This window comes from Sphingobium cloacae (assembly GCF_002355855.1).
In the GTDB taxonomy this organism is placed as follows: domain Bacteria; phylum Pseudomonadota; class Alphaproteobacteria; order Sphingomonadales; family Sphingomonadaceae; genus Sphingobium; species Sphingobium cloacae.
The window spans coordinates 184,157-207,372 of the sequence record NZ_AP017655.1; the positions used below are offsets into that span (position 1 = coordinate 184,157).

Sequence of the window (23,216 nt, forward strand, 5' to 3'; positions counted from 1 at the left end):
TGTTGGACATGGCGTTATTGAGCGTTATCCGGCGCTGGCATTTTCGCGATCATCTACCGATCCGGGAGATAGCGCGGCGCACCGGACTATCACGCAACACGATCCGCAAATATTTGCGGTCCGAGACGATCGATCCGCGGTTCAAGGTGCCTGATCGACCAAGCAAACTGGACCCATTTGCTGAGCATCTGGCGGCCTGGCTGCGACGCGAGATGGGCCGATCGCGCAAGCAGAAGCGCACGATCAAGCAGTTTCACGCCGATCTGGTGAGCCTGGGTTATGAAGGATCCTACAACCGGGTTGCCGCTTTTGCTCGGGACTGGCGCGAAGATTATCGGCGCCAGCAACAGATTGGCGGGCGTGGGACATTCGTGCCCCTATCGTTCGCGCCGGGGGAAGCTTTCCAGTTTGATTGGAGTGAGGACTGGGCAATCATCGCCGGGGTTCGGACCAAGCTGCAGGTCGCGCATTTCAAGCTCAGTTACAGCCGGGCATTCATCGTGCGCGCCTACCTTCTGCAAACCCATGAGATGCTGTTCGACGCCCATAATCACGCCTTCCGCGTGCTGGGCGGCGTGCCGCGCCGGGGTATCTATGACAATATGCGCACGGCCGTCGACAAGGTCGGGCGTGGCAAGGAACGCACCGTCAACGCACGCTTCCTGACGATGGTCAGCCACTATCTGTTCGAAGCCGAGTTCTGTAACCCGGCTGCGGGATGGGAAAAGGGGCAGGTCGAGAAGAATGTCCAGGATGCGCGGCACCGTCTGTGGCAACCCACGCCGCAGGCCGAGAGCCTTGATGCGCTGAACCTGTGGCTGGAGGAGCGCTGCAAGGCGTTATGGGGGGACATCCCTCACGGGATCGAACCCGGATCGGTTGCCAATGTCTGGGCCGATGAATCTGAGTGTCTGATGGTTGCGGGCAGGCCCTTCGATGGTTTTGTGGAATATCGCAAACGGGTATCGCCGACCTGCCTCATCCACTTTGAGCGCAATCGCTACAGCGTACCGGCCTCTTTCGCCAATCGCACTGTCAGCCTGCGCGTCTATCCTGATCGCTTCCAGGTCGTCGCCGAGGGGCAGCCAATCTGCGCACATCAGCGCATCATCAACCGCTCTCACGACGGTCCAGGTCATACGGTTTATGACTGGCGCCATTATCTGGCGGTCGTGCAGCGCAAGCCCGGCGCCCTGCGCAACGGTGCGCCCTTCCTTGAGCTACCCGATGCGTTCCAGCGTCTGCAGCGACATCTGTTGCGCAATCCCGGCGGCGACAGGGAAATGGTCGAAATACTGGCGCTGGTTCTTCATCATGATGAGCAACTGGTGCTGACGGCGGTCACCATGGCGCTGGAGGCTGGCGTTCCGACCAAGACCCATATCCTCAATCTGCTCTATAGGCTGGTCGACGGAAAACCGATCTCCACGCCGCCGGTGACGGCGCCCCAGGCGCTCAAGCTGGTCAGCGAGCCGATGGCCAATGTCGAACGCTATGATGATCTGCGCAAGGAGAAGCGTCATGCGTCATGACCCTGCCAGCGGCGCCATCGTCGTCATGCTCCGCAGCCTCAAGATGCATGGCATGGCGCAGGCCGTCACCGATCTCATGGAACAGGGATCTCCAGCGTTCGAAGCCGCCATCCCGATCCTCTCCCAGTTGCTCAAAGCCGAGACAGCAGAACGGGAGGTTCGGTCTGTGGCCTATCAGCTCAAGATCGCGCGCTTCCCTGTCTATCGCGATCTGGCCGGCTTCGACTTTACCAGTAGCGAGGTCAATGAAGCTCTGGTGCGTCAGTTGCATCGCTGCGACTTCATCGACATCGCCGACAATATCGTGCTGGTCGGCGGTCCTGGCACCGGCAAGAGCCATGTGGCAACGGCGCTGGGCATCCAGGCCATCGAACATCATCGAAAGCGCGTCCGCTTCTTCTCGACGGTCGAACTGGTCAATGCGCTCGAGCAGGAAAAAGCACAGGGCAAGGCCGGTCAGATCGCCAATCGCCTCCTGCACTCCGATCTCGTTATCCTGGATGAGCTTGGATATCTGCCGTTCAGTGCTTCAGGTGGCGCGCTGCTCTTCCACCTGCTGAGCAAACTCTACGAGCGCACCAGCGTCATCATCACCACAAACCTGAGCTTCAGCGAATGGGCCACCGTGTTCGGCGACGCCAAAATGACCACGGCGCTCCTCGATCGGCTTACCCATCACTGCCACATCCTGGAGACCGGCAACGATAGCTTCCGCTTCAAAAACAGCTCTGCCAAGCAGGCCAGAACCCAAAGGAGAAAACCACGGGTTGACCCACCCGTGACACCCGAAACATAATCCGCAGACGGGTCACTTCTCGATGGAAAACCCGGGTCACTTCTCAGTGGAAATCAACACGAACGGCAGAAAGAGCAGCCCAAGCCAGAGCCGGATGTGGTTGTGCCAACGCCGCTTATCCAGCTCCCGATTCCATCCAGGGCTGTGAACGAAAAGCGAGAGCAAGAGGTTGAGGTGGTCGATCCTGGTCCCCCTGTGCCGGAAACGACCGCGCCCAAGAGTATCGCTGCACCTGCGGCAAGCCGTGCATCGAATGACGCGCAGCCCAATTGGGAAGGGCAGATCCTGGCGCATCTTGAGCGCTTCCGCCGCTATCCGGCGCGGGCGCGCGCGGCGCGCCAGGAGGGAACTGCTTTTCTCCGCTTCACGATGAACCGCGAAGGACAGGTGCTGTCCGCCACGATCTTCAAGAAATCCGGCTCATTCGATCTCGATCGTGCAGCGCTCGATACGCTTCAGCGCGCCCAGCCTCTTCCTCCCATTCCCGCAGGAAGGCCCGATGTAGTCGAACTGACTATTCCTGTGGAATTTTATCTGAGGCGGTGATGATCGGAGGAATGTGCCAATTATGAAAAGCGTTTCAGCAAGGATCGGAACAGCAACCTTCGATTGGTTATACACGGTCGCCAGTGAGACACCAATAGAACATCCGGGTAATGCGCCCGGACTGCGTCGGAGAGCGTTAACCTGGGAGGGCGATTGACGATGTATGTTGGTCCGCGTCTGCGCGATGCGCTCTCCCGTCTCAACAGGGCGTCCTCGATTGGAGCGCTGCGCGACGGACTGGCCGATGCCGCCCGGCAGACAGGCTTTCCCTATGTCGCGCTGGTCCAGCATGGCGGCCTCCCACGGCTGGCCGAGGGCGCGCTGGTGGTCACCAACTATCCGGAGAACTTCGTCCGATCCTATATCGACAATCACTACTTCGTCATCGACCCGGTCTATGAGGTGAGCCAGCAGCTCGATCGGCCGTTCGGCTGGGAGGAGATCGCAGGCTTCGTTGAGCTTACCGAGCACCAACTGGCCCTGTTCAAGGAAGCGCGCCGATACGGCATTACCCATGGCGTCACGGTGCCGCTGGACATTCCGAGCGACTCCCGCGCGTCCTGCACCTTCGCCGGCCCGGAATCGATCGAGATCACGCCGTCGTTGATGGCCACGCTCCAGATCGTCGCGGGCTTCGCGTTCAAGGCGGGGCTCTATCTACATCACGCCATGCACGGCCGCAATGATGCCAGGCTCACCCGCCGCGAGGCCGAGTGCACGGCGCTCATCGCGCTCGGCAAGACTGACTGGGAGATCGGCCAGATCCTTGGTATCGCCCAGACCACCGTACGATATTTCATAACGAGAGCGAAGCAACGTTACGGCGTCTTCAGGCGCTCGGAACTGGTCGCGCGCGCAATCGTCGACGCTCAGGTCATCCCTGATAGCCAGGACAAGGTCCCCGAGAGCGCCGGCGACAAGCCGGAACGTGAATAGTCCCCATGGTGCTCTCACTGGCGTGGCGGGAGCGAACCGTTGTCCAAATACGGCCTGTACCTTTTTCCGGCGAGCAGCGCGTAAGGGTGGAGGTTGGTTGAGGCAGGGGAGTAGAATCGCAAAGGTGGGGAGTGGGGATGCGTGTTAAGGCCCCCGAGCGTATGCGCCGTGCTCTTTCAAGGCGTACACTGCTTGACGAACTGCAGCGGAACAGCGTACTAATTGAAGCTGTACGATTGGAGGCGCACAATGCCGCGAGCAGTAGTAGAAGACAACAGACGCATGAGCCTGCGGATTCGGCCGGAGCAAAAGGCTTTGCTTGTCCGGGCGGCTGCGCTCAAGCATACCGATCTCACGACCTTTGTCACACGTTCGGCGCTGCGCGAGGCCGAGAACGTGATCGAAGAGTCGGAGCGGACGAAACTGAGCGAGAGAGACAGCCTGCTCGTTCTTGATCTGCTCGAGAACCCGCCGCCGGCGAATGCGAAACTGCGCGCTGCCATCGCCGCGATGCCGAAGTTGGCATGACGCTTCCTTCATGGCACGAGGAAGCGATTTCGAAAGCGCATGACCGGGCTTCATTCGACTGCGGCGACAATGATCTGAACGTCTACTTGCAGCGTTATGCGCGGCAAAGCCACGAGGCAGGCGGCGCGAAGACGTTCCTCGCCATCGACGACACCGACAACAAGACGGTTCTCGGCTTTTACAGCATTGCTCCGGGCAGCATGGATCACGCGGACACGCCAGAACTGGCGAGGCGAGGACTCGCCAGGCATGAGGTGCCGGGCTTCCGGCTCGCGCGGCTTGCGACGGATGTGCGTGCGCAGGGGAAAGGACTCGGGGGTCAGCTCCTGGGCGCGATCGGGCGCAGATGCATTCGCGTCGCGGCCGAGGTCGGCGGGGTTATGCTGATCATCGACGCCAAAAACGAGCGCGCCGCCGACTGGTATGCCAGCTACGGCGCTATTCCGCTCCATGATAAACCGCTGACGCTCATATTGCCCTTTGCGACACTCGAACGTGAATTGAGAGCGGCAGGCCAGCTCTAGGCGTTTAGGTCGCAAGGGGCCGTGCAACGTCGTTCGCCTTCGACGCGAGCTCCATAGCGGGGGTCGCTCGCGCGACTATATCCTACATCAGAACGCAAACGTAGAGGCGCGCTCCAGATCTGCTCGCAGAGAACAGAATCGGCGGGGTCAAAGCAGTATTCCGGTACGATTTGCCGCACAAAACCGACTATGAATGATGGAACAATGACAAGATATCTGCTATAGTCGCACGTGAGGAATTATCGATGAATACCGCAGTCGACATGCCCCCAACCGATCCCGTGGCGCCGCGGCTGAAGCTGGCCGATTGGCTGTGGCGTCCGTGGTACGCGAAGGCGTGGTGGGCTGCGATACCGGTCTGGTGGACCGGCATGGCGGTTTCCACCAAGGTCGCCCCGCTCGAAGTTTTCTACGACAGCGCGCTTGCCGGATTCCTCAATGTCGCGTTCTTCCCGATGACCGCGCTCATGGTGTTGGGTGTAGGTTTTGTACAGCAATGGCTCGCGTCCGTTTCACCCCGCGGCGATGGCGTTCCCCTGTCTGATGACGAAGCCGCCAGAATTGCCCGTCTGTGGGAGCAGCATGAACGAGACATGGAAAACCTCCGGGCGGGTTCTGATATCTTTGATCCGAGGTCGGGTGGGCTTTATATTGGTAATCCCTCGAGTCTTCAGCACCCCAATCGCTTCTTTCAGCACTAACGCTTTTTGAAGCTGCTATCGCCATCCCCGGCGCTTCCGTCGATGTCGGTCGAGAATCTTCCGCTTTTCAGAACGGAGTTTTGCTCGATCGACGTAAGCGGACCGGTGATGTCGAACGTGGCTCGACCGGAATCAGCGTCCTGAAGGTAGCGGTTACGCATGCCGTCCGGACCGAGAATACGGTCGGATAGTTCGCGCGAGAAGGTGGCAGCCGGATCGCTGGACCGGGCCGCGGCTCGTTCGGAGGCAGCGATGGCCTCGCGGACGTCATAGTTGACAATGTCGAGGGACGATTGCGCCGTCTCATTGCTAAGTCCAACATCGCGGCTCTCGAACCCCAAACTCCCGCCAACCCGCCCAGATGTGGACCGGCCCTTTTGGGTGGTCGAAGCTTGGTTCGGCTGCTGGCCTTTGCCGGTAGGTTGTCCGCGACCGCCTATGGCTTCGGATTCCTGGGTGTCGACACTTCCACCGAGGTGGCCACCGATCGTCGTGCCTATCGTTACCTGATCTTGCGCAGACCGCGATAGCCCGCGCTGCCATCCGGTCTGCGCGATGATCGCCTGCACGTCCCGCGTGAGCGTATCCGCCACCTGCGGGTTGAGCCGCCAGTTGCCGTGACGATCCATCTCGAACCCGCCGCGCAGCCAGTTCTGCATCATGGCCTGGCCCTGCTCGCCGCTGCTCAGGAAATGCTCGATCGTATCGGGCCCGGCCTGTTTCCCCGCCTCGAAGCGCGTGCTGGTGTCGTTGCGCGCCGATTGCTGGAAGCCGACCGAGCTGGAGACAAGGACGTCATTGTCAGCGAATGAAAAGCGCGCACGCCCGCCATTGGCAATCGCCCCGAGCTGGCTCTCGTTGATGAGACCGCCGCGCCACATCTGCGCCGCCGTCTCGGGCGTCAGGTTGAGGCTAAGGTCGCCATTCTGCGACATGGCGATCTGCCGTTTCGACATCTGCACGCCATGCTCGCCCAGCAGCTGCTGCATGCGGGTCAGACGCTCATTGTCGACGATCCGGGTCAGCCGCTCGTTACGTGCGCGATCGGCAATTCCTTCCGCGCCGCCTTCGGCCATATCGACCTGATTGCCGGCACCCTGCGACAATGTGCGAATGAAGCTATCGAGGTGGGCCGCCTGCCGCACCGACATGCCCGCAGCCGCCGCACCCTCGGCAAAGCCGGCATTGTCGGCCTGTCGACGCTGCTCGCCGATCCGAGCCGCAGAGCGCGTTCCATCATGGCCGACCTCGCGCTGCGCATCGAGCTTGCCCGACCGCTCGGCGAAGTCGTAGCCCGCCGCCTCGCGTGTGCGCCCGTAGACGCTGGTGCCTTCCCGGGCAGCCTCGGCCGTCGCGCCGTCGGCGGTGCCGACCTGCACAGCGGCATTGTAGGTTTCGAGCGCGCGCATCACCTGCGCTTCGTTGCGGCCAGTTGCGCGGGAGAGCTGGGAAATGGCGGTGGAGCGGGCTTCGCCCGAGAGGGCGTTGATGAAGGCGATCCGACGGGAGGTTTCCTGCACGCCGAGGCCGAGCATCGATGCGGCATTACGCTGCCCCTCATTGCTGCCGGTGCGGTGTGCCTGCTCGGTCGCGACATTGCCGCGCTCGATCCGCGTCACATTGTCGCCCGCGAAATCGCGCCGTCCTTCCATCGCGCCGACCTGGACCTGAGCGGCGGTGAGGTCGTTCCGCAGCATCTGCTCCTGGTCGAAGGTGTTGGCAATCAGCTTGGCGAAGGTTGGATCGGCCGATGCCTGCGCGATCACCGTCGAAGCTTTCAGTACCGCGTCCTTCTGGTCGTAGCCGTTCCGCTCGAAATGCCGCTGTGCGCCGGACAACATCATGTCATAGGCGCGCGTATCGCCGAACGCCTTCCACTGGACCATCCGTTGCGTAAAGGCGGCAAAGGCACCTTCGCCCGCCTGTCCCTGGCCGAAATATCCCGTGCCCAGCGCGCGCAGCGCATCCTTCTCCGCGAAATTATGGATCGCCGTCGTCGCGGCATTGTCGCGCACTGCGCGAACGGTCGCTGGATCGGTCAGACTACGGCCAGTGAGCGCTGGCGATAACCCGCCCAGTTCTCGTGCGCTATCGAGCCCACCCATGCCGAATGCGGCCGTGCCGTTCGCCCCGCCGCCGTGCTCGCCGAGGACCCGGCTTGCGGCGCCGAATGCCCGGTTCGCGCCGAAGGTCGAGCGCTCCCCGAAGTCGCCGAAGTTCGACGCCGCACCGCGCCGCGCCATGGTGCCCGCCGCCGTCGCCTGCGCCTCGAGCGCGCCCGCATAGCCCTCGCTTGTGGCGAGCGGCGCGGCGGCGGCCGTGCCCTGTCCCTGGACACCGAGGGCGCCGCTGGTGAACGAGGTGAACACGTTGCCCGAAAAACGGAACACGGTGAACACGAAGGCGCCCGCAAGTCCCGCCGCAGCCGTGCGGAAGCTCCCGAAGATGGCGAGCGCCTTCATCGCGGAGGAGGGCGCGAGCATCCATGCGTTGGCCGCGACATTGTTCGCGCGCATCTCGGCCAGCACGTCGGTCGCGCGGCCCAAGGTGAGTTGATAGATGCCGGCGTCGATCACGCCCCAAAGCGCGACGAACACGAAAAGACCGAGCGCGAACGACGCGACGCGCAGGTTGATCGGGGTGAGGATGAACAGGAGCGCGATCGGCATCATGAATAACATGATTCCGAAGACCGTGGCCCGGATGGTCGGCATCCATTCGTTGGCGGTCGACATGGTGGCGAGGCCGGAGGAGACGACGGCGCGATTGGCCATGACGCGCGCGGCGGTTGCCGGACTGTCCTCGAACAGCACGTCTCCCACCGTACTGCCGAGCATGACATTGGTCAGGAACTGCTGGAGCGACTGGGGTGTGTCCATCATCATCTGGCCGAGTTCGCCGATGTTGGATCGGCAACGCTGTAGCTGGGTCGCGTTGGTGATATCGTAGCCGGTGCGTGTGCAGACCTGCGCGACGTAATTGTCGAACAGCGCGGGCTCGGAGAGGCGCGTCGAGATATGCTCCCAGGTTTCGGTGCAGCTGACCGTCGTGCCGCCCTTGTCGGTGGACGTGAACACCGTGCTGAATGTCGCGGGACCCGCCATACCCGCGAAGGCGGCGGGCAGATCGGTGGCGGTGCGGAACAGCATATCATCGTCAACGCCATAGGCGGGCGAGACGCGCGCGACCGGATAGCATTGCCGGACATAGTCCTTGATCGTGCTATCTAGGAAGGTGTCGGTCATCGGACCGCGCGGGGACGCGGCATTGAGAAACAGATCGAACGTGTGGCCGCCCGCGCCGAACTCGAGCTTGGCGTGCGGATCGGTCGTATTGTCGTCGATGACCTCGGCCAGCGCGCGCTCCATCATATTGGTCACGCCCGCGACCAGCACGATCAGGTTCGGCACGTCGCCGACCGGCTGATAGGCGTTGCGGACGCGGTCATAGACATGGACCGTGCCCGTGGTCGCCACCATGCCGACGAACAGCCCGACGCCGATCAGCATCTGAAAACCGAACCCGACCAGCCCCATGCCCTGACCGCGGATGCCGGCGAGCAGGACACCGAGGCCGATGCCGACCACCGCGACGATCAGTACCAGTGTCTCGTAGCGCGGATCGCCGAAGATCATCGAGACCAGGCGGAAGGCGTCCACAGTCTCGGCAAAGCCGTCATAAGTATGGAAGCTGGTATCGATCGCCAGCGCGGGTGTGGCCACGAAAAGCGCGATCAGGACGGACAGGGCGCGGAGAATGCGGATCATGGCGTGGCCCTAGCTCAGCGGTTGCGGTTGGCGGCGGCGCCGGCGGCATCACGCGCATCGCGGTCGCGCTGGCGAACCACCCCGGCATAGTTGGCCGAGAGATTCGCCGACTCAAGCGCTGCCATATAGGACTGACGCATCTGCGCGCGCTGGCGCAGCACTTCGTCGCGCAGTCCGCTCAATTGCTCGATTCCCTTGCTGAGGATGCGCGTCTGGCAGACCTTGGCATTTCCGGGATCGCTGGCCCCTGCCGCCGTCGCGCCGCGTTCGGCATTGGACACCGCGAAGTCGATGCTGCGCGTGAGGTCGTTGAGCATCTGATAGGCGAGCGTCAGGGCGACCAGTTCATCGGTGTCACCGATCACGCTCTCGACCATGCCCTGCCGCACGCCCCATTCCAGCAGGCGATAGACCGGCAATGTACGGACATTGGCGACGAACTGGCGTTCCTCGGGCGTCAGAGCAGCCCGGGTGCGGATTTTGACCGCAATTGACTCCATCCGTCCGCGCGAAAGGATCAGTGCGCCCTTGCCGCTGCCGTCCACGGAACAATCAGTCGAGGTTGGCGGCACGGCGATGGCTCGGGTCTGGACCTTGCCCGTTAGAAAATCGTCCACGCTCTCGGTATCCTGCCGTGGACAGGCCGGGATCGCGCTAAACAGAGGCACGCGATCGGTGGCGTCCCAGCGCATATAGACGTCGCCGACGCGCGCGCGCATAACGCCGGCCCATTCGGATGCTCCGACCCGCGCGGCGGCGTGGGCGAGCAGCGAGCCGGTCTTGAAGATGTCGGTGACCTCGGCGGGGCAGTTTTCGAGCGCGTCCTTCAAATCCTCGGTCGGATTGCCCTGATTGGCCTGGATTTTCTCACGGCTCTGCTGATAGCTTTTCGAGAAACCTTCGCGCACCGACTTATAGCCGGTCATCTCCTCGATGATGCCGGACATGTTGTCGTCACCCTTGGCGATCTGCACCATGCGGTTGGCGAGACGGCAGTCGTTGACCTGGATCGAGTTCAGGAAGTTGGTCGCGGCCTCCATCTTCGAGATGATGTTGCCCATCTTTTCATCAAGGGTTTCGAGTAGATATTGAAAAGCAACGGCGGGCGCGGCCTGCAGGATGCTTTCGAGCTTTTGCACGAGGTAGTCCGGATCGAGGAAACTCATTCCCCCCAGGAACATGTCGATTCCGCCGCAGCCCGCCCTGATCTTCGGCAGCGTGACGCTCATCAGATAGTCGTTATGGACGTCGACCCGGCCCGACATGCCGCCCGCGGTGATGTAGCCGCGAGTCTGATCCTCGAAGCTGCCGGGGCTGGTGTAAGTAACATTGTCGAACCAGCTCTCGGCCCAGCTTTGCGCGGACGCGGGGGAAGCGAAGCCGCAGACCGCCAGCAGCGGCAGGGCAAGCAAGGTCAGACGACAACGAGCGGAGGCCATGGCAGACAACTTTCCTGGAAGTGGGCGAGGACGTGGCTCCCCATGTCAATTCCTCGCCCGGTTGGGGACGGGGCGTGGCGATGCGGCCACGATCCCGGTGAATTTCGACATGCCGCGCACGCCGACGGTGGGCTTCACCCCGGTCAGCATCTTGGCGGCAAGGTAGAGGTTGCGCGCCAGGTTCGGCTCGTGGTCGGTTCCGATCGCAACCGGAATGATGCGATTGGGATCGGAGACCGGGCGCACCCAGGCGACGGGATGCCCCACCCAGGGCAGACCGAGTCGCCCGGAGCGCAGCATCGCCTCCTGGCTACCGATCGTGCGCACCTTCCAACCATAGCGTTGCCCGAGGGCACCGAGTCTGTTCCAGAGATCGGCACAGGGCACGCAACCCGGCGCCGTGCTCATCTCGACGATGAAGGCCGGTCCCTGGCCCTTCATGGTTTCCGCGAAATCGGGCGGCCAGTTGCGTGTCACCGGCACGCGGGCGAGCCATTGTCGCATCCCGGCCTCGGTTGCGACGGGATGGATCGCCGCGCGCATCGCCTGCTCGCGGGTGACAGGCTGTGCGGACGCCGGGGAAGCGCCCGCAAGGAACACGGCCAGCGTGCAGGCCAGGTGCCGCTTCACCGCTGCGGCTCCAGGCTCGCGCCGACAAGATCGCCGCCAAGCGCGCGGGGATCGGTTGCGGACACCGGCCCGGCCGAGAGGGCATCGAAAAAGCCGTCCTCTTCGCCGGCCCCGGTCAGGAACTGTTCGGGCCGGATATCACCCGCAAGCAGCCGCACCGCCTGATAGGCCGTCTGGATGAGATTGGGATAAGCCTCGACCCCGCTCGCGATCACCATGCGCTGCTGGCTGTTGCGCCTGATCACCATCGTCGTCGGCGTGATCTCGACCCCGAACCGCTGGGCCAGCTCGGGCCTGCGCTCGATGTCAATAAGCGTGACCTGCCAGCCCATCTCCTCCTGGAAGCGCTGGACGATCGGCCACTGGACGCGGCAATAGCCGCAAGTCGAACGCGAGAACATGACCAGTGCGAACTCGTTGGCCCGGCCGCGCAGATACTGGCGACGGACCTGATCCTTTTGCGCGGAAAGCTGGTCGCGGGCCTCGCCGACCATCGGATTGGCGGACTTGGCGTTGAGTTCGGGATTTTGGAGCATGGCGATCTGGGTGACTCCCGCGAAGGCGCGCGCCTTGCGCCTCGCGAAATCCTGCAACCGCCAGAAATCCGCCACGGCATCGACCGTCAGTACGGTCGCAGCATAGTCGCGTTGCTGCTCGATCAGATTCCTGATCTTCGGTGGTGTCCATGTCGCCAGCTCCGCCATCGGCGGGATCGCCGGCTTCATCAGCGCATCTGGATCGGCTTCATCATCCGCAGGGCCGGGCGGGGCCTGATACCACCAATAGCCGGTGCGCTGGTCGGCGGCTTGTGCAGGGGCCGGCATGGCAGGCACGAGCGCCGCCGCGAGCAGGAGGGCCGCCCGGCTCACAGCAGTTTCTCCATGCGTTGGAGTTGTCCGATTTCGACCGGACCATAGTAACGGCTGTCGAATCCGCTCGCGTGCGGTGATCCGACATAGATTGTTCCGGGCAGGATGAGACCGTTGTCGGGTTGCCAATGATCGAGACGCTGACCGTCGTGACCGAAGGGCTTGCTGACGCCAAGCAGCCTGCCGTTGCAGTAATACCAGCCATCCCATTCGCCATAGGTCATGGACGGCTTCTCGATCAGCGAGATGCGGTCCCCTGGGAGGCACATGGCATATTTGGTGACAGCAACCGGCTTGGGGCCGGCGAGCGGGTGCGACAAGGTGAACGAGACGAGATCGTCCCGGCCGATCGGTCCCGGCGCCTTGCGGACGAGCCACGCGTCGATCGACGGGCTCATGACGATCGTCGCCTGCGGGATCGCCCACCAGGTGAAGAGGCCGACCGGCAACACGATGCCAAAGGCCTTCCACAGTTGCTTCGGGCGCGGAGGCTGGCCGAGCCCCGAACTGCCGAGCGCCACCGCCGCCTTCAGCGGCAGCGCCTTCAATTCGACGAAGCCGGCTTTAGCGGCCCTGAAGGCGAGCCTGAGCATCGCTGACCTCCTTCTTTCCGCCGAGGCGGGCATATTCTTCGAGAAGTCCGGAAAGCGCCGCGTCGCCATAGACGACATGGGCCGCGCGCGGGCTGTCATCCTCGCGCTCGCAATAGGGCAGGGCGGGATCGCCCGGCACCATGGCGAGCGCTGGAACGCGGGTGACACTGTGCTGACGGAAGATCAGTGGATCGACGATCAACTGCACGTCGCGCATCGCGCAGGCCGGGCCTTCGCAGCCGGGATCATGGCGCAGGATCTCGGCCGAGAGCTTCGCCATCGGGGCGACCTTCGTGAGTCCGCCCGGCATTCCGCGAAAGGCGAGCACGCCGCCGACCCGTTCAAGTTGCCCTGCGTAGGTCCGCAGCGTTGTCACCGGCATGGACGAGGACACGAACAGCACCGGCACCCAGCCTTTGGCGCTCGGCGGCGCGGTGATGCCGACGACCGCCTCCATGTCGGGCGCTTCGAGGCCGAGAGCTTGGCCAAGGCGAAGTGCCATTGCTTCGCGTTCGGCCGCCATAGCCTCCTTGGCCTTGTCCATGGCTGTACGCGCGCGGGCGTCCATCGCAGGGGACGGGGCACGCTTGCGCAGGCCTTCAAAGGCGCGGCGGCGGGATTCTTCCGATGGCGTCGGCAGTGACGTCGGACCGCGCGTTTCCGCTTCCTGCTTTCGGGCGGCCGTGGCGCGTTCGAGCCGGTCGAGTGCGGCCTCACCTTGCGCTGCTGCCCCATCACGCGCATTGTCCGGGCGAGGGTTGTCCTGCGCCAGAGCGGAAGCGGAGACGAGCATCGCCATCGCGGCGGCGAGAGGCCGCACGCTACTGGCCGATGGCCTGCATATGGGCATCGATCTTGTCCTTCATGTCGATCTGGATGTCGGCCTGGGCGCGGGCCTCGATCTCGGAATAATATTCGGAAAGGTCCATTTTGGAGAAATCCAGCGCCTGGAACTCTTCCGGGGTGAAGCCGCGGCAATAGGGGTTCTTCGGCGTGCCCCAGCCGACGCTGTTGAACGATTTGAGCTGCGGGCGGCCCTGTTCCTGGATGATGCGGCCAAGCTTGGTGTTGAAGCAGCAATGGCCGCGCGACCGCTGGACGCAGACGCCGAGAATGCGCGAGGAGCAGTAGCGCCCGACCTCGTGGCACATGCCCGATCCCCGGAGCATGCCCACTTCCATGTCTTGCTGGTCACAGCCCGACAGCAGAAAATCCATCATGAAGTTGATCGCAAGGCTGATCGCGATCGAGGTCGGATCAATACCCGCGATGATGGCGTTTGCGCCTGATGTCGCGGCCTGACCAGCGGTCGCTCCGGCCCGGAAGGCTGTGTAGGCGGCGCTCATGCCGGTATAGACGCCTTTGGCCACGGCGATCTTGGTCTGGATCGATGAGATGGACGAGCCCATCCCGTCCTTGACGATCTTGCCCTTGTCCTTGCAGCAATTCTGGAATGTGGTGCGCAGCCCCGCCGGGCGGCAGCGCACCGCGCGCCCTGCGAAGATCTCGATATTGCCGAGACAATGCCCCTCTGCATCGACCACGCCGTCGGCGGGCGCGCCGGGATCGTCGATGACCGGATCGTCCTCGATTCCAGCGCCGTCGCTCCCCGTGCACGCATGGGGCGAGCACATCGGCGTTCCGCCGCCCGCCGGGGTCAGACATTGATGCTGCGATCCCAGCGGGCAGCTATATTCGCCCTGCGCATCGGCGACGCACATCGTCTGCTGGATCGGGCAGAGCCAGGCATCGTCCGCCATCGCGGAGCAGCTCGCGACCTCGCCGGGATCGCCGGCATCGCCATTGCCGTTGAGATCGGCCGCGCAGATCGGCTGCTGCGCCTGCGCCGGGCTGAATTGCCCTGCAAGCAGGAAGCCCACAACGGCGAGCGCAATCAGGGCAACACGCGTCGGCCAGAAGAGAGGACGCCAGATCATCGCACTTCTCCGGTGCAGACGAGATCGGCGCCGCCGAGGCGGACGGTCTGCATCATCACGACCGCTTCGGGAAAATCGTCGAGACAGCCGCAGGCCGAGACGATCTCCTCGCCGGGGCCGGCGGGGCAGATGTCGCCGCCCGCGCTGCCGGTCTTGCAAGCGTGATAGAAGGTGTCCCAGCCGGTGGGCGCGTTCTGCTTCGCGCCGACCACGCCATCGAGCGCCGCCGCCGTGTTCCGGGTCGGCGCGCGCGTCTTGCAGACCGGCTCGCAGGCCGGGACCGAGCCGCGATCGGGCAGCGCAAAGGGACGCGAGGACGTGGCATGGCCCCCATCGGCCGTCTTCACGCGGTCGGCGAGCATGGTCTCGGTCGAATGGTCGATGATATAGGCGCCGCGGCTGAGATCGGGCTCCGGCATCGATCCGGTGTCGACCATGCAGCGATAGCGTCGCTGGCGTCCGAACCAGTCGCGGGTGAGGCTGAGCGAACAGGCGCCGCCTTCGAACAGGCGGGTCTGCGGCAGAGGTGTGAGGCCGGTCGCGACACCGTTACGGAAGATCTCTACGCCATCGACCGTTTCGTCATGGAGCGTGCAGTTGGCGTCGCCGGCATAGCCCGCACACAGGTCGACGATGCGCTCGGTCGGATTGCAGCTCATGTCGAGCAGCGCGTCGAACTGCGCGAAGGCTTCTCCCTCACCGCCGACCGCCACACGCATCGATATGACGTGCTCGCCCTCGGTCAGCCACGGCTTGAGATCGAGATTGGGATAGGCGTACCATGTCCGGCCCCGCTCACATTTTGCCGGCGGCAGACCGCTCCCGGTCCAGTTCGCGGGATTGGAGAGGACGAGTTCACCATCGATGCGAAGCTGAATCCAGTCGTCGAAGAAATATTGCGAGAGGCGGAACTGCAAGAGCCGGTCGGGATCATCGACGCGCAGTCGCATTTGGAACTCGAAGATGCGGCAGCTTCCGCCCCGCAGACTATCGTCACGTGGCGAGCCCATCTGGAAGGTCAGCCGGTCGGGCGACGGCGCGTAGGTCGCATAGGCTCCGCCGACATGTGCGATTACGTCCTCCGCCTTGGTGGCATTCAACGACACTTCGCGCGTGATGGTGCAGGAGCGGACTTGCTCGGCCTTTCCCATCCCGGCGGGCGAGCCCTTCAATGCCTGGAACACGCTGTTCGAAGCGGCCGCACTCGCCGCATCGCCCTGGATCGCAGCCGGGCTCGCCCGATAGGCGGTCTGGGGCAGCGAGGGGTCGGTCGAACAGGCAGTGCTCTGTGCGCCGGTATAGCGGATCGCCGGGCCATCGATCACCGCCTGCGCAACCCCGACACGCGGATCAGCGGTGGTGAGCGCACCGATCACGCCGCCGCCCAGATCCTTCAGCACTGAGGCCATATTGCCCCAGACGAGGTTCGACCCGCAGCTGTTGTTGACGCAGTAGCAGCCGGCGAGATCGGTGAGGCCGACTTCGGTGAGCTTGAGATCGCCGCCGGAAGCCACGTCCCATTTGAAGCTCTTGCACAGGTTCCATGTGCCGGGCTGACAGGAGACGACGCCATTGGCGCAGATGCCCGATACCGGCACCGGCAAGGTCAACGTCTGATCGACCGCACCGTCGAGATTCTTGTCGCGGCTGATGCGGAGCGTGCCGATATCGCCCGTCGATGCGGGCTGCGCGATCAGCTCGAGCAGGGTGGCCGTCTTCTGGCAGGCGATATTGGGATTGAATGTCTGGCTGTTGTCGACGGTCGAGATCGCCTGTCCGGCAAGGCCCGGCGTCAGGTAATTCTCCTGGATCGCCTCGCTGTCGGATGTCTTCTCGCGCGAGGCTTCGGCGGCGGCGCGGGCGCGTTCCTCTATGGTCTGCGCCGACGCGGGGAGCGGCATCGCAAAGGCGGCTGTCAGAAGAGCCAGGCTGCACCGTTTCATGGCTGCCTCGCACGCGTACTGCGCGACCCGTAGGCGAAGCGCAGCACGTCTCCCGCCCAGAACGCGGCGGATCCGGGCGAGAGTACCCTATAGACGGCCTGTCCTTCGAAGATGGTCAGCGCGGCCGCCACCGAAGGCGTGGCAATAGGGGGGCTTGCCTGCCGCGATGGGGGGCTTTCGGCCGCGCTGACCGGGGGTGGAGCGACGGTGGCAGGGGGCACCGCCGCCGCTCCTTCCGCGCACCCGCCCACGGTGGGGAGCGTTCCGTGACGAGCGGGACAACCGCCCGTGCCGGGAGCGCGGGTTGGGGGAAGCGACCTGGTCATGGCGTCGAAATCCCGGCGCAGCAGATCGCTTTTTCGAAGAGCATGAATTGGGCGTTGTCTTTGCCTGGTGCGTGCTTGCCAGATGTCCACAGTGCGCCGGGACGTCCGATGTTGACGCATTTCCCGCCTTTGACGGGCTCCATGATCTGGAATTTGTAGCGGCTCTTCGTCCAGATCGGCTGCGGCTTGAACGAACAGCCGTCTTCCGAATGGATCGTGAGCGCGCCGAGGCGGCCCATCATGAAGGTGCCGCGCGCGGCGAGGCCCGCCCAGGCTTCGACCCTATCGCCCATATGGATGTCGCCCGCGACCGGATAGGTGCTGCCCCAGCTGCCCATGCACCAAAACAAGGGATCGATGGTCTTGCCCGCGGCGGCCGCGGCGCTGTCGGCCATGCAGGCAAGACCAGCGGCGGGATTGCCGAAGAGGATTCCCTCGGGCTGGATGATCGCGCCCAGCGTGCCCGACTGCCAGGTCGGCAGCACCTCGGTGATCATCGCGACGTCGAAGCCGTCATCCTCGATGCACGGCAGGTCGGTGAACATGTCGAGCATCTTCCAGACCGGCGCGATGTAATAGTGCATTTGCGCGAACAGCTTCGTCGTGTTCGTGCCGTCCGCGATCGACGACTGGCTGCCCTGCAGCTTGCCGCCGGTTGGCATTAGATCGACACCCAAAGCCATCATGCAGCCCGGTTCCGTCACCACATCGATCATGCGATTGGGCGTCCAGAACGACACTTTGACCCCAAACCAGAAGGTCGCGCCCTTGCGGCAGGCACAGAGCGGCTTCGACGCCGATTGCGCGTCGAGCGCCTTGTCGAGTTTGTCGTAGCTGCCGACGCGCACGCCGCCGATGGTAATCGGAAAGATGCAGTTCCAGCGCACCTTTGTGATCGGGTTGAACACCGTATCGCTGGGGCATTTGGAGGCGTGCGCAGGAGTGGCAGGCGCCAGCAGCGACAGCGCAATAGCCGCCGCGCCGGTCCGCAACATGGAAGCTACCCGGCTCATGGATTTGCCTTTCGGGATTGGGCGCGGTCGGGCCGCACTTCGGTCAGTTCGAGTTTCTGGCCGATCTGACGGATAATCACCGGCGCGACGGTGAGACCGAGCCGGTCCTTCACCCGCTCTTCGAGCATGAACAGCGCACGGCCATGGCGCTCGCCCAGCGACAGGGCGTCGTCGCTTGGATCACCACCGCCGGTCACGATGATCCAGTCGGTCAGCGCAGCGGTCTTGAGTGCCCAGCCGATATCGCGCGGATGGACGACCACCAGCTTTTGCGGGAGCGACACATAGGTGAGCGGATTGAAGGTGAAGCCCTTTGGATAGAGCAGCTTGCCGTCCGGGAGCCGAATCTCGGTATCGAGCGTGTAGAAAGGCACGACATGCCGGACCCGATCCTCGCGCGTCGTGGCGAGGGTCGCGCCCTTGAGCGCGCTCCAGCCAGAGCGTGGCCCGAACTTCTCAGCCATATTCGGGGGATGCTGCGCCGCACGGGCCTCGATTTCGGCCATCGCATCGGGCTCGGCGATCGGCCAGGTGCGCCCGATGGTCGAGGTCTCGGCGCGAGCGGCGGACGCAAGCAGCAGAGATCCGGCGATCAGCCCTGCGATCAAGGCGGACTGGAAGACGACGATCGGCCAGCCCGTGCGGTCGGATTCATCGGCCACGGTGGCGCTCCCTCCATGGAACAGGCGGCGTCCGGCTTTCGCCGCAAACCGCGCAGATGAACGCCGACAGGCCGAGCACGAGGGTCAGCCAGATGAGCGCCTGGTTGCCGCCGAGGTCCGGGGCCGACCACAGCACCAGCCCCGACTGCACGATCAGCAGCAGATGAGTGCCGACCAGCAGGCGGATCGATGGCGGGCAAGGCGAGGTGGAGAAGATGCCGTTCATCGCCGCCTCCACCACAGCGTCAGCCGCGCTAGGCCGGTGTTGGCAAGATCGGAGAAGCCGAGAAGGAAGAAGAAGCCGACTAGGCACACGACAAGGACAAGCGGTGCATCGGTCATCACGGTGCCGAGCGGTACGCCAAACCGGGCCCGCATGGCGCTGAGCGTTATGGTGATGATCGCGGCCTGGAAGACCGGAAGACCGAGGCCCCAGAGAAAGGTGCGTGTCTCCAGCCGATCGACGGTAAGATCCTCAATGAGCACCGTGATGTCGGGATCGCGGTCGAGATCACATGCGAGAATCTCGGTCTCCGGCATTGGTTCTGATGCAAGGACTGGTGGCTGAGCCTCGCCGGCGCTCACCAAGGTGTGGACGGTGGCACATGGCTGGGTGATCCGCCGGGGTCGGCGCAGAAGCCGCCGTGCAAGATCCTCCGATGCCAATGTCCAGGATGGAACGCGGCCCAGTATGGATGCAATGCCAAGAGGCACCGCGGCGCCAGCCAGCGCGCATCCGCCGATTATCGCGGCGAGGAGCGGCGCAGGCCCGCTGCCTGCAAGCCCCTCGTGGGCGAGCATGAGATAGGTCGCTGCCGCGAAGCCTGATCCACCGAACGCAAGCGAGATCATGGTGCGGCGCGAGCGGGTGCGTTCGGACTCGAACAATTCGGTCTGCGCGTCGCTGGTCGCTTCGAGCATTCGGATATGGAGAGCCATCTCTTGTCGCGAGCGGAGCAAGAAGTCGTAGAGCGTTTCACCGGGCCTGCGCTCGGTGTAGGCCGGGATGAGATGACCATTGCCGTCGCGGTTGAGTGACACGGAGATCATCGCGGCCTCCTGAAGCGGGCGAGCAGGCGACCCGCAGCGCCGGTGAGGCCGATCAGGATGAGCCCGGTCACGAAGCAGCCGGCTCCGACGACGCCCGCGCCGCGCAGGACGAGACCGATCGGCTGATCGAGAACCACGCCGGCCGCGAGTACCAGCGACGCGATCATCACCGATTCGATGACGACGAGCCGGAACCGCCAGCGCAGCGCATCGGCCTCGGCCCGCGCGGCGACGCGCGCCTCGACATAGGATTCAAGATCGTCGCCCGGCGAAAGCTCGAGCGCGAGTTGGTTGGAATGCGACTTACGCTTGAGCATCATAGCCTCCCTGAGGGGTGAGGATTTCCGCGGGATTGACCCCGGCGAGATCGCAGACCGCTTCGAGCGGCGAGCGGCCTGCGCGCACCAGCGCCTCGAACGCGGCAACGTCCTCGGGGGCGGAGGTGTTGATCCAGTAGGAGAAGGGATCGACGACGAGCCGGGCAATGCCGAGCCCGAGCGGGCTGTCGATGAACACCTCGCTATAGTTGGGCTTGTTGTTCCGGACCGATTTCAGCAGGTCGAGAACGAAGCCCGAGTAATCGAGGATCTTGTTCTCGACCGCCTTGTCGTAAGTCGAACCCTGGAGCAGGAATCGGGTAGCGGCATTTTCAAGGATGACCTGACCCGTGCCGCCGAACAGCAGCAGGTCGTTCATGCTCTGGAGCACGATCCCGAAGCTGCCCCGATATTTGCGGGCACGACGATAGCCCTGGCTGAAGGCTTCGGCCAAGCGCGAGAGGTCCTGACCGTCGCCGCGCGTCATGAACTGCGCGGCTTCGTCGCAGAGCACGAAGCGCGGGCGGTCGCGGGCGGACAGGTAGAGTTCCTGGGTGACCGCGTTCACCACCACCATGATCACGACGTTGAACAGGTCGGGCATGGCCTTGAGCCGTTCCAGCTCCAGCACCACGAATTCGTCGGCCGATATGTCGAAGGTGGAAGGGCCGTTAAAATAATGGCCGTAAGCCCCCTCCGACCCGAAATCGCGCAGGTTGAAGGCGAGCTCGCGCGCGGTCGGGATCAAATGGTCGACCCGGTCGAGGTCGGAGGCCGTGTTGGCCGGATAGGCGCCCAGCCATTCGCGCACCGCGTCGATCCCGGCTTCGGCACGCCCGCTGTCGATCGCCCATTGCACGGCGGACTTGAGCAGGTTCCATTCCGACGTCGTGACCGGTTTCCGCGTTGCAGCGTTCGCCATTTCCGCGACGATCGACACGGCCATGCTGATCGCGGATTCGCGATCGTCGCCATCGAGCGCGAGGCCAAGATCGAAGGGATTGAGGACGAGATGCTCTTCGCCGAGGTCGATGTAGCGGCCCGAGCAGAGGGTGCAGAGCTTACGGTACGAACCGCCGATATCGATGATGCGGATGAGCGCGTTCTGTGCGAAATACTGCTGGCACAGGTTATTGAGCAGGAAGCTCTTGCCCGCGCCGGACTCCGCCGAGACGATGAAATTATAGTTGTTGATCCGCGGATCGAAGAGATCGAGCGTGATCAGCTGTCCCTTGCGTCCGGTGTAGAGCAGGGCGGGGCGCCCCCCGCCCCGAAAGTCGGTCTGGATCGGCGACATCAGGACGCCCGCGCGCACCGGCACGCGGAAATCGCGCTGGAGCATGCGGATCGTGCGGCGCTCGGGGTAAAGACCGAAGGGCAGGCTCGCGGCGAGCAGGATAGGGTTGAGGTAGCTTTCCTCCTGCACCATCCATGGCAGCGGTTCCGATTCCCACAGACGCTTGGCGCGGGCGGCCATTTCGCGCGCCTGATGGCTGTCGCGGCCGAACACCCATAGCGTCGGGATCACCGAGACGAAGCGGCTGTTGCCGACCTCGTCCAGGATCCATGAAATCTCCTCGATCTGCTTGCCGACCTCGACCGCAAAGCTGCCCGCCGCCTTCTGCGCCGAGAGGATCTGCGCTCGCTTGTGGATCTCGAACTGCGAATGGTCGAACAGGACGTTCAGGGTGAACAGGAAAGGGCCGCCGATCTGGTCGCTGTCCTCAGCCGAGCCGCGCATGCCGCCGGTCAGGCGATTGGCGCGCTCGGCGGTGATGCGCCTCGGCGGCGACTTGGGCGTGAGACAGCGCGCAACCTGGTCGCCGAGGAAGACTTCCGGCCCGTCGAAGCGCAGCGCCGGTCCCGCGTCGATGATCTGGCGGCGCAGCGGTACATCGGCGGTCTGAGTGAAGACACCGGGTGCGGCCGCGCGCACGCCGTTGAAGATGCGCCGGTAGAAGCTGACGATCTCGCCCGCCGCCATCGGACGGATGCCGAGCTTGGACAATTGCTCCTCGATCTGGCGCCTGAGATCGCTGTCCATCGGCGCGCGCGTCTTGACCGAGAGGAAGGTGCGGAAATTGCGGACCGGGATGCCGTGCAGCGCCTTCAGCCCGTTGGTGCCGTCCTGCAGATAGTCGAAGGTCCGCCGCGCCGAGGCCTGGATCAGCGGATCGGGCCGCGTCTTCAGGTCGAGGAAGGCATCGAGCGCGCCTTCGACCAGCGGATCGGCGAAGCTCTGAAGCTGGAGGATCGTCCCCTCCGGAAAGTTGACGTTGAGCAGCCCGAGCAGCGCCTCATGGACATGCGCGAACAAATAAGCGGCGGGAACCAGTTCCCAGGCATAGCCCCAGCCATCGTCGATCGTGAGGAAGGCCTGTTCTTCCTCGACCCAGGCAGCGAGCGGCAGAAAATCGGAATAGCTGTCGCGCTCGACGCTGCGGCGGAGCCGCGCGAGCGTCATGCCCGATTGGTAGCTGGTCATGGCCGCGAGCCCCCGTCGTTCGGGGTGTCGTTCTGGCCGTCGTCGGGACGATCCCTGACCTGCTCGAGCACGTTCGCGCGCGCTGCCGGCGACGCCGGCGTGACCAGATAGTCGCCGACCACCCATTGCGGCCGCTCGACCAGCGAGTAGACGTAGCGCGGCATGTAGAGCCGGTCGGGACGCTGGCGGTCGGCATAGGGCAGGATCAGCGTGCGGACCGTGCGCGGGGGCTTGAGCATCGGCGTGACCGGCTGCTCGATCAGGCCCTGCAGTTCGCGATAGACGGAGTCGCGGTAGCCGGCGAACGCACCCGATGCCAGTCTGCCCGAGCCTGCCTGGCCGGAACCGCGTGCGGTCCTGCCGTCCTTCAGCAGCTTCCTGTCGTTGGTGACGGCAGGATCGGACTTCGATGCCACGCCAGCCACCGCATCGGCATAGGCCTTGTCGGGATGGATGCACTGGCCATGATCGTCGTTCTTGCAACTGAACTTCTCGCTATACGGCGACATGACCGATCCCAGCGTCGCGCAGCCGCCAAGTGCGGCAAGCGCGGGAAGGAAGAGGATGAGCTTGGCGGCGCGCATGGCGCGCTGACGCGGCGTGTGGGGCATGAGGTGTGCTC

23 protein-coding genes are annotated in these 23,216 nt (G+C 64.1%); 7 read left to right on the forward strand and 16 right to left on the reverse strand.

The window, feature by feature from the left end; translation table 11 throughout:
* The first annotated feature begins 8 nt into the window (after nucleotides 1-8).
* The 7 genes from istA (at nucleotide 9) to SCLO_RS01025 (ending at nucleotide 5,563) form a co-directional block, all read left to right on the forward strand.
* Nucleotides 9-1,532 carry an IS21 family transposase gene (istA, locus tag SCLO_RS00995; RefSeq protein ID WP_066516489.1) on the forward strand — a complete coding sequence of 508 codons (1,524 nt, stop codon included), beginning with the start codon at nucleotides 9-11 and terminating at the stop codon, nucleotides 1,530-1,532.
* The gene (gene istB / locus SCLO_RS01000; protein WP_037523679.1) at nucleotides 1,522-2,328 is read left to right on the forward strand and encodes an IS21-like element helper ATPase IstB; all 807 of its coding nucleotides are present in this window, start codon (nucleotides 1,522-1,524) and stop codon (nucleotides 2,326-2,328) included. The genes istA and istB overlap by 11 nt, the downstream gene beginning before the upstream one ends.
* Before the next feature lie 144 nt (nucleotides 2,329-2,472).
* Nucleotides 2,473-2,874: an energy transducer TonB family protein gene (locus tag SCLO_RS01005; protein ID WP_231923299.1), complete on the forward strand. Its 402-nt coding sequence runs from the start codon at nucleotides 2,473-2,475 to the stop codon at nucleotides 2,872-2,874.
* Nucleotides 2,875-3,033: 159 nt separating this feature from the next.
* A complete protein-coding gene (locus SCLO_RS01010) occupies nucleotides 3,034-3,810 on the forward strand; it encodes a LuxR family transcriptional regulator (RefSeq protein ID WP_066516490.1) in 777 nt (258 codons plus the stop codon).
* Nucleotides 3,811-4,092: 282 nt separating this feature from the next.
* Nucleotides 4,093-4,338, forward strand: coding sequence for a type II toxin-antitoxin system TacA family antitoxin (locus tag SCLO_RS01015; RefSeq protein WP_231923300.1), 246 nt, complete (start codon nucleotides 4,093-4,095; stop codon nucleotides 4,336-4,338).
* Nucleotides 4,335-4,862, forward strand: a complete 528-nt coding sequence (locus SCLO_RS01020; RefSeq protein WP_066516491.1) for an acetyltransferase — start codon at nucleotides 4,335-4,337, stop codon at nucleotides 4,860-4,862. The genes SCLO_RS01015 and SCLO_RS01020 overlap by 4 nt, the downstream gene beginning before the upstream one ends.
* Before the next feature lie 245 nt (nucleotides 4,863-5,107).
* On the forward strand, nucleotides 5,108-5,563 hold the full coding sequence (locus tag SCLO_RS01025; RefSeq protein ID WP_066516492.1) for a hypothetical protein: 456 nt from the start codon (nucleotides 5,108-5,110) through the stop codon (nucleotides 5,561-5,563).
* On the opposite strand, the gene SCLO_RS01030 is transcribed toward SCLO_RS01025, so the two are convergent.
* The 16 genes from SCLO_RS01030 to SCLO_RS01100 form a co-directional block, all read right to left on the reverse strand.
* Complete coding sequence (locus tag SCLO_RS01030; protein ID WP_066516495.1) at nucleotides 5,560-9,330, reverse strand: conjugal transfer protein TraG N-terminal domain-containing protein; 3,771 nt, start codon at nucleotides 9,328-9,330, stop codon at nucleotides 5,560-5,562. The two genes, SCLO_RS01025 and SCLO_RS01030, sit on opposite strands and share 4 nt — an antisense overlap.
* Before the next feature lie 14 nt (nucleotides 9,331-9,344).
* Nucleotides 9,345-10,769 carry a conjugal transfer protein TraH gene (locus tag SCLO_RS01035; RefSeq protein ID WP_048577675.1) on the reverse strand — a complete coding sequence of 475 codons (1,425 nt, stop codon included), beginning with the start codon at nucleotides 10,767-10,769 and terminating at the stop codon, nucleotides 9,345-9,347.
* Between the two features lie 45 nt (nucleotides 10,770-10,814).
* A complete protein-coding gene (locus tag SCLO_RS01040; RefSeq protein WP_373886193.1) occupies nucleotides 10,815-11,312 on the reverse strand; it encodes a hypothetical protein in 498 nt (165 codons plus the stop codon).
* Between the two features lie 83 nt (nucleotides 11,313-11,395).
* Nucleotides 11,396-12,268, reverse strand: a complete 873-nt coding sequence (locus SCLO_RS01045; RefSeq protein ID WP_231923301.1) for a conjugal transfer protein TraF — start codon at nucleotides 12,266-12,268, stop codon at nucleotides 11,396-11,398.
* Nucleotides 12,265-12,861, reverse strand: a complete 597-nt coding sequence (locus SCLO_RS01050) for a S26 family signal peptidase (protein ID WP_048577677.1) — start codon at nucleotides 12,859-12,861, stop codon at nucleotides 12,265-12,267. Before SCLO_RS01050 ends, SCLO_RS01045 begins: the two co-directional genes overlap by 4 nt.
* Nucleotides 12,833-13,711 carry a type-F conjugative transfer system pilin assembly protein TrbC gene (locus SCLO_RS01055; protein ID WP_048577678.1) on the reverse strand — a complete coding sequence of 293 codons (879 nt, stop codon included), beginning with the start codon at nucleotides 13,709-13,711 and terminating at the stop codon, nucleotides 12,833-12,835. Before SCLO_RS01055 ends, SCLO_RS01050 begins: the two co-directional genes overlap by 29 nt.
* Entirely contained in the window at nucleotides 13,683-14,798 is a 1,116-nt protein-coding gene (gene traN / locus SCLO_RS01060) for a conjugal transfer protein TraN (RefSeq protein ID WP_066516496.1), read from the reverse strand. Before traN ends, SCLO_RS01055 begins: the two co-directional genes overlap by 29 nt.
* Nucleotides 14,795-16,741: a hypothetical protein gene (locus tag SCLO_RS01065; RefSeq protein ID WP_066516497.1), complete on the reverse strand. Its 1,947-nt coding sequence runs from the start codon at nucleotides 16,739-16,741 to the stop codon at nucleotides 14,795-14,797. Before SCLO_RS01065 ends, traN begins: the two co-directional genes overlap by 4 nt.
* On the reverse strand, nucleotides 16,738-16,962 hold the full coding sequence (locus tag SCLO_RS23725) for a hypothetical protein (RefSeq protein ID WP_145980660.1): 225 nt from the start codon (nucleotides 16,960-16,962) through the stop codon (nucleotides 16,738-16,740). Before SCLO_RS23725 ends, SCLO_RS01065 begins: the two co-directional genes overlap by 4 nt.
* 101 nt (nucleotides 16,963-17,063) lie before the next feature.
* Nucleotides 17,064-18,062, reverse strand: a complete 999-nt coding sequence (locus tag SCLO_RS01070) for a TraU family protein (RefSeq protein WP_407695337.1) — start codon at nucleotides 18,060-18,062, stop codon at nucleotides 17,064-17,066.
* A 14-nt stretch (nucleotides 18,063-18,076) separates the two neighbouring features.
* Nucleotides 18,077-18,742 carry a conjugal transfer protein TraW gene (locus tag SCLO_RS01075; protein WP_066516500.1) on the reverse strand — a complete coding sequence of 222 codons (666 nt, stop codon included), beginning with the start codon at nucleotides 18,740-18,742 and terminating at the stop codon, nucleotides 18,077-18,079.
* Nucleotides 18,732-18,968, reverse strand: a complete 237-nt coding sequence (locus tag SCLO_RS01080) for a hypothetical protein (RefSeq protein WP_066516585.1) — start codon at nucleotides 18,966-18,968, stop codon at nucleotides 18,732-18,734. Before SCLO_RS01080 ends, SCLO_RS01075 begins: the two co-directional genes overlap by 11 nt.
* Nucleotides 18,965-19,783, reverse strand: coding sequence for a hypothetical protein (locus SCLO_RS01085; protein ID WP_123905423.1), 819 nt, complete (start codon nucleotides 19,781-19,783; stop codon nucleotides 18,965-18,967). Before SCLO_RS01085 ends, SCLO_RS01080 begins: the two co-directional genes overlap by 4 nt.
* 5 nt (nucleotides 19,784-19,788) lie before the next feature.
* Entirely contained in the window at nucleotides 19,789-20,112 is a 324-nt protein-coding gene (locus SCLO_RS01090; protein WP_306304822.1) for a hypothetical protein, read from the reverse strand.
* On the reverse strand, nucleotides 20,096-22,594 hold the full coding sequence (locus tag SCLO_RS01095; protein ID WP_066516504.1) for a TraC family protein: 2,499 nt from the start codon (nucleotides 22,592-22,594) through the stop codon (nucleotides 20,096-20,098). Before SCLO_RS01095 ends, SCLO_RS01090 begins: the two co-directional genes overlap by 17 nt.
* The gene (locus tag SCLO_RS01100) at nucleotides 22,591-23,205 is read right to left on the reverse strand and encodes a TraV family lipoprotein (protein ID WP_066516505.1); all 615 of its coding nucleotides are present in this window, start codon (nucleotides 23,203-23,205) and stop codon (nucleotides 22,591-22,593) included. The genes SCLO_RS01095 and SCLO_RS01100 overlap by 4 nt, the downstream gene beginning before the upstream one ends.
* Between the last annotated feature and the right edge of the window lie 11 nt (nucleotides 23,206-23,216).

Excerpts from the sequence above, each read along its gene's own strand:
- istA (WP_066516489.1), top strand. The coding sequence starts at position 9 with ATGGCGTTATTGAGCGTTATCCGGCGCTGGCATTTTCGCGATCATCTA.
- istB (WP_037523679.1), top strand. The coding sequence starts at position 1,522 with ATGCGTCATGACCCTGCCAGCGGCGCCATCGTCGTCATGCTCCGCAGC.
- SCLO_RS01050 (WP_048577677.1), bottom strand. The coding sequence starts at position 12,861 with ATGCTCAGGCTCGCCTTCAGGGCCGCTAAAGCCGGCTTCGTCGAATTG.
- SCLO_RS01070 (WP_407695337.1), bottom strand. The coding sequence starts at position 18,062 with ATGTTGCGGACCGGCGCGGCGGCTATTGCGCTGTCGCTGCTGGCGCCT.
- SCLO_RS01080 (WP_066516585.1), bottom strand. The coding sequence starts at position 18,968 with ATGAACGGCATCTTCTCCACCTCGCCTTGCCCGCCATCGATCCGCCTG.
- SCLO_RS01090 (WP_306304822.1), bottom strand. The coding sequence starts at position 20,112 with ATGATGCTCAAGCGTAAGTCGCATTCCAACCAACTCGCGCTCGAGCTT.
- SCLO_RS01015 (WP_231923300.1), top strand. The coding sequence starts at position 4,093 with ATGAGCCTGCGGATTCGGCCGGAGCAAAAGGCTTTGCTTGTCCGGGCG.
- SCLO_RS01100 (WP_066516505.1), bottom strand. The coding sequence starts at position 23,205 with ATGCCCCACACGCCGCGTCAGCGCGCCATGCGCGCCGCCAAGCTCATC.
- SCLO_RS01025 (WP_066516492.1), top strand. The coding sequence starts at position 5,108 with ATGAATACCGCAGTCGACATGCCCCCAACCGATCCCGTGGCGCCGCGG.
- SCLO_RS01095 (WP_066516504.1), bottom strand. The coding sequence starts at position 22,594 with ATGACCAGCTACCAATCGGGCATGACGCTCGCGCGGCTCCGCCGCAGC.
- SCLO_RS01020 (WP_066516491.1), top strand. The coding sequence starts at position 4,335 with ATGACGCTTCCTTCATGGCACGAGGAAGCGATTTCGAAAGCGCATGAC.
- traN (WP_066516496.1), bottom strand. The coding sequence starts at position 14,798 with ATGATCTGGCGTCCTCTCTTCTGGCCGACGCGTGTTGCCCTGATTGCG.
- SCLO_RS01055 (WP_048577678.1), bottom strand. The coding sequence starts at position 13,711 with ATGCCCATATGCAGGCCATCGGCCAGTAGCGTGCGGCCTCTCGCCGCC.
- SCLO_RS01065 (WP_066516497.1), bottom strand. The coding sequence starts at position 16,741 with ATGAAACGGTGCAGCCTGGCTCTTCTGACAGCCGCCTTTGCGATGCCG.
- SCLO_RS01030 (WP_066516495.1), bottom strand. The coding sequence starts at position 9,330 with ATGATCCGCATTCTCCGCGCCCTGTCCGTCCTGATCGCGCTTTTCGTG.
- SCLO_RS01010 (WP_066516490.1), top strand. The coding sequence starts at position 3,034 with ATGTATGTTGGTCCGCGTCTGCGCGATGCGCTCTCCCGTCTCAACAGG.
- SCLO_RS01040 (WP_373886193.1), bottom strand. The coding sequence starts at position 11,312 with ATGCGCGCGGCGATCCATCCCGTCGCAACCGAGGCCGGGATGCGACAA.
- SCLO_RS01035 (WP_048577675.1), bottom strand. The coding sequence starts at position 10,769 with ATGGCCTCCGCTCGTTGTCGTCTGACCTTGCTTGCCCTGCCGCTGCTG.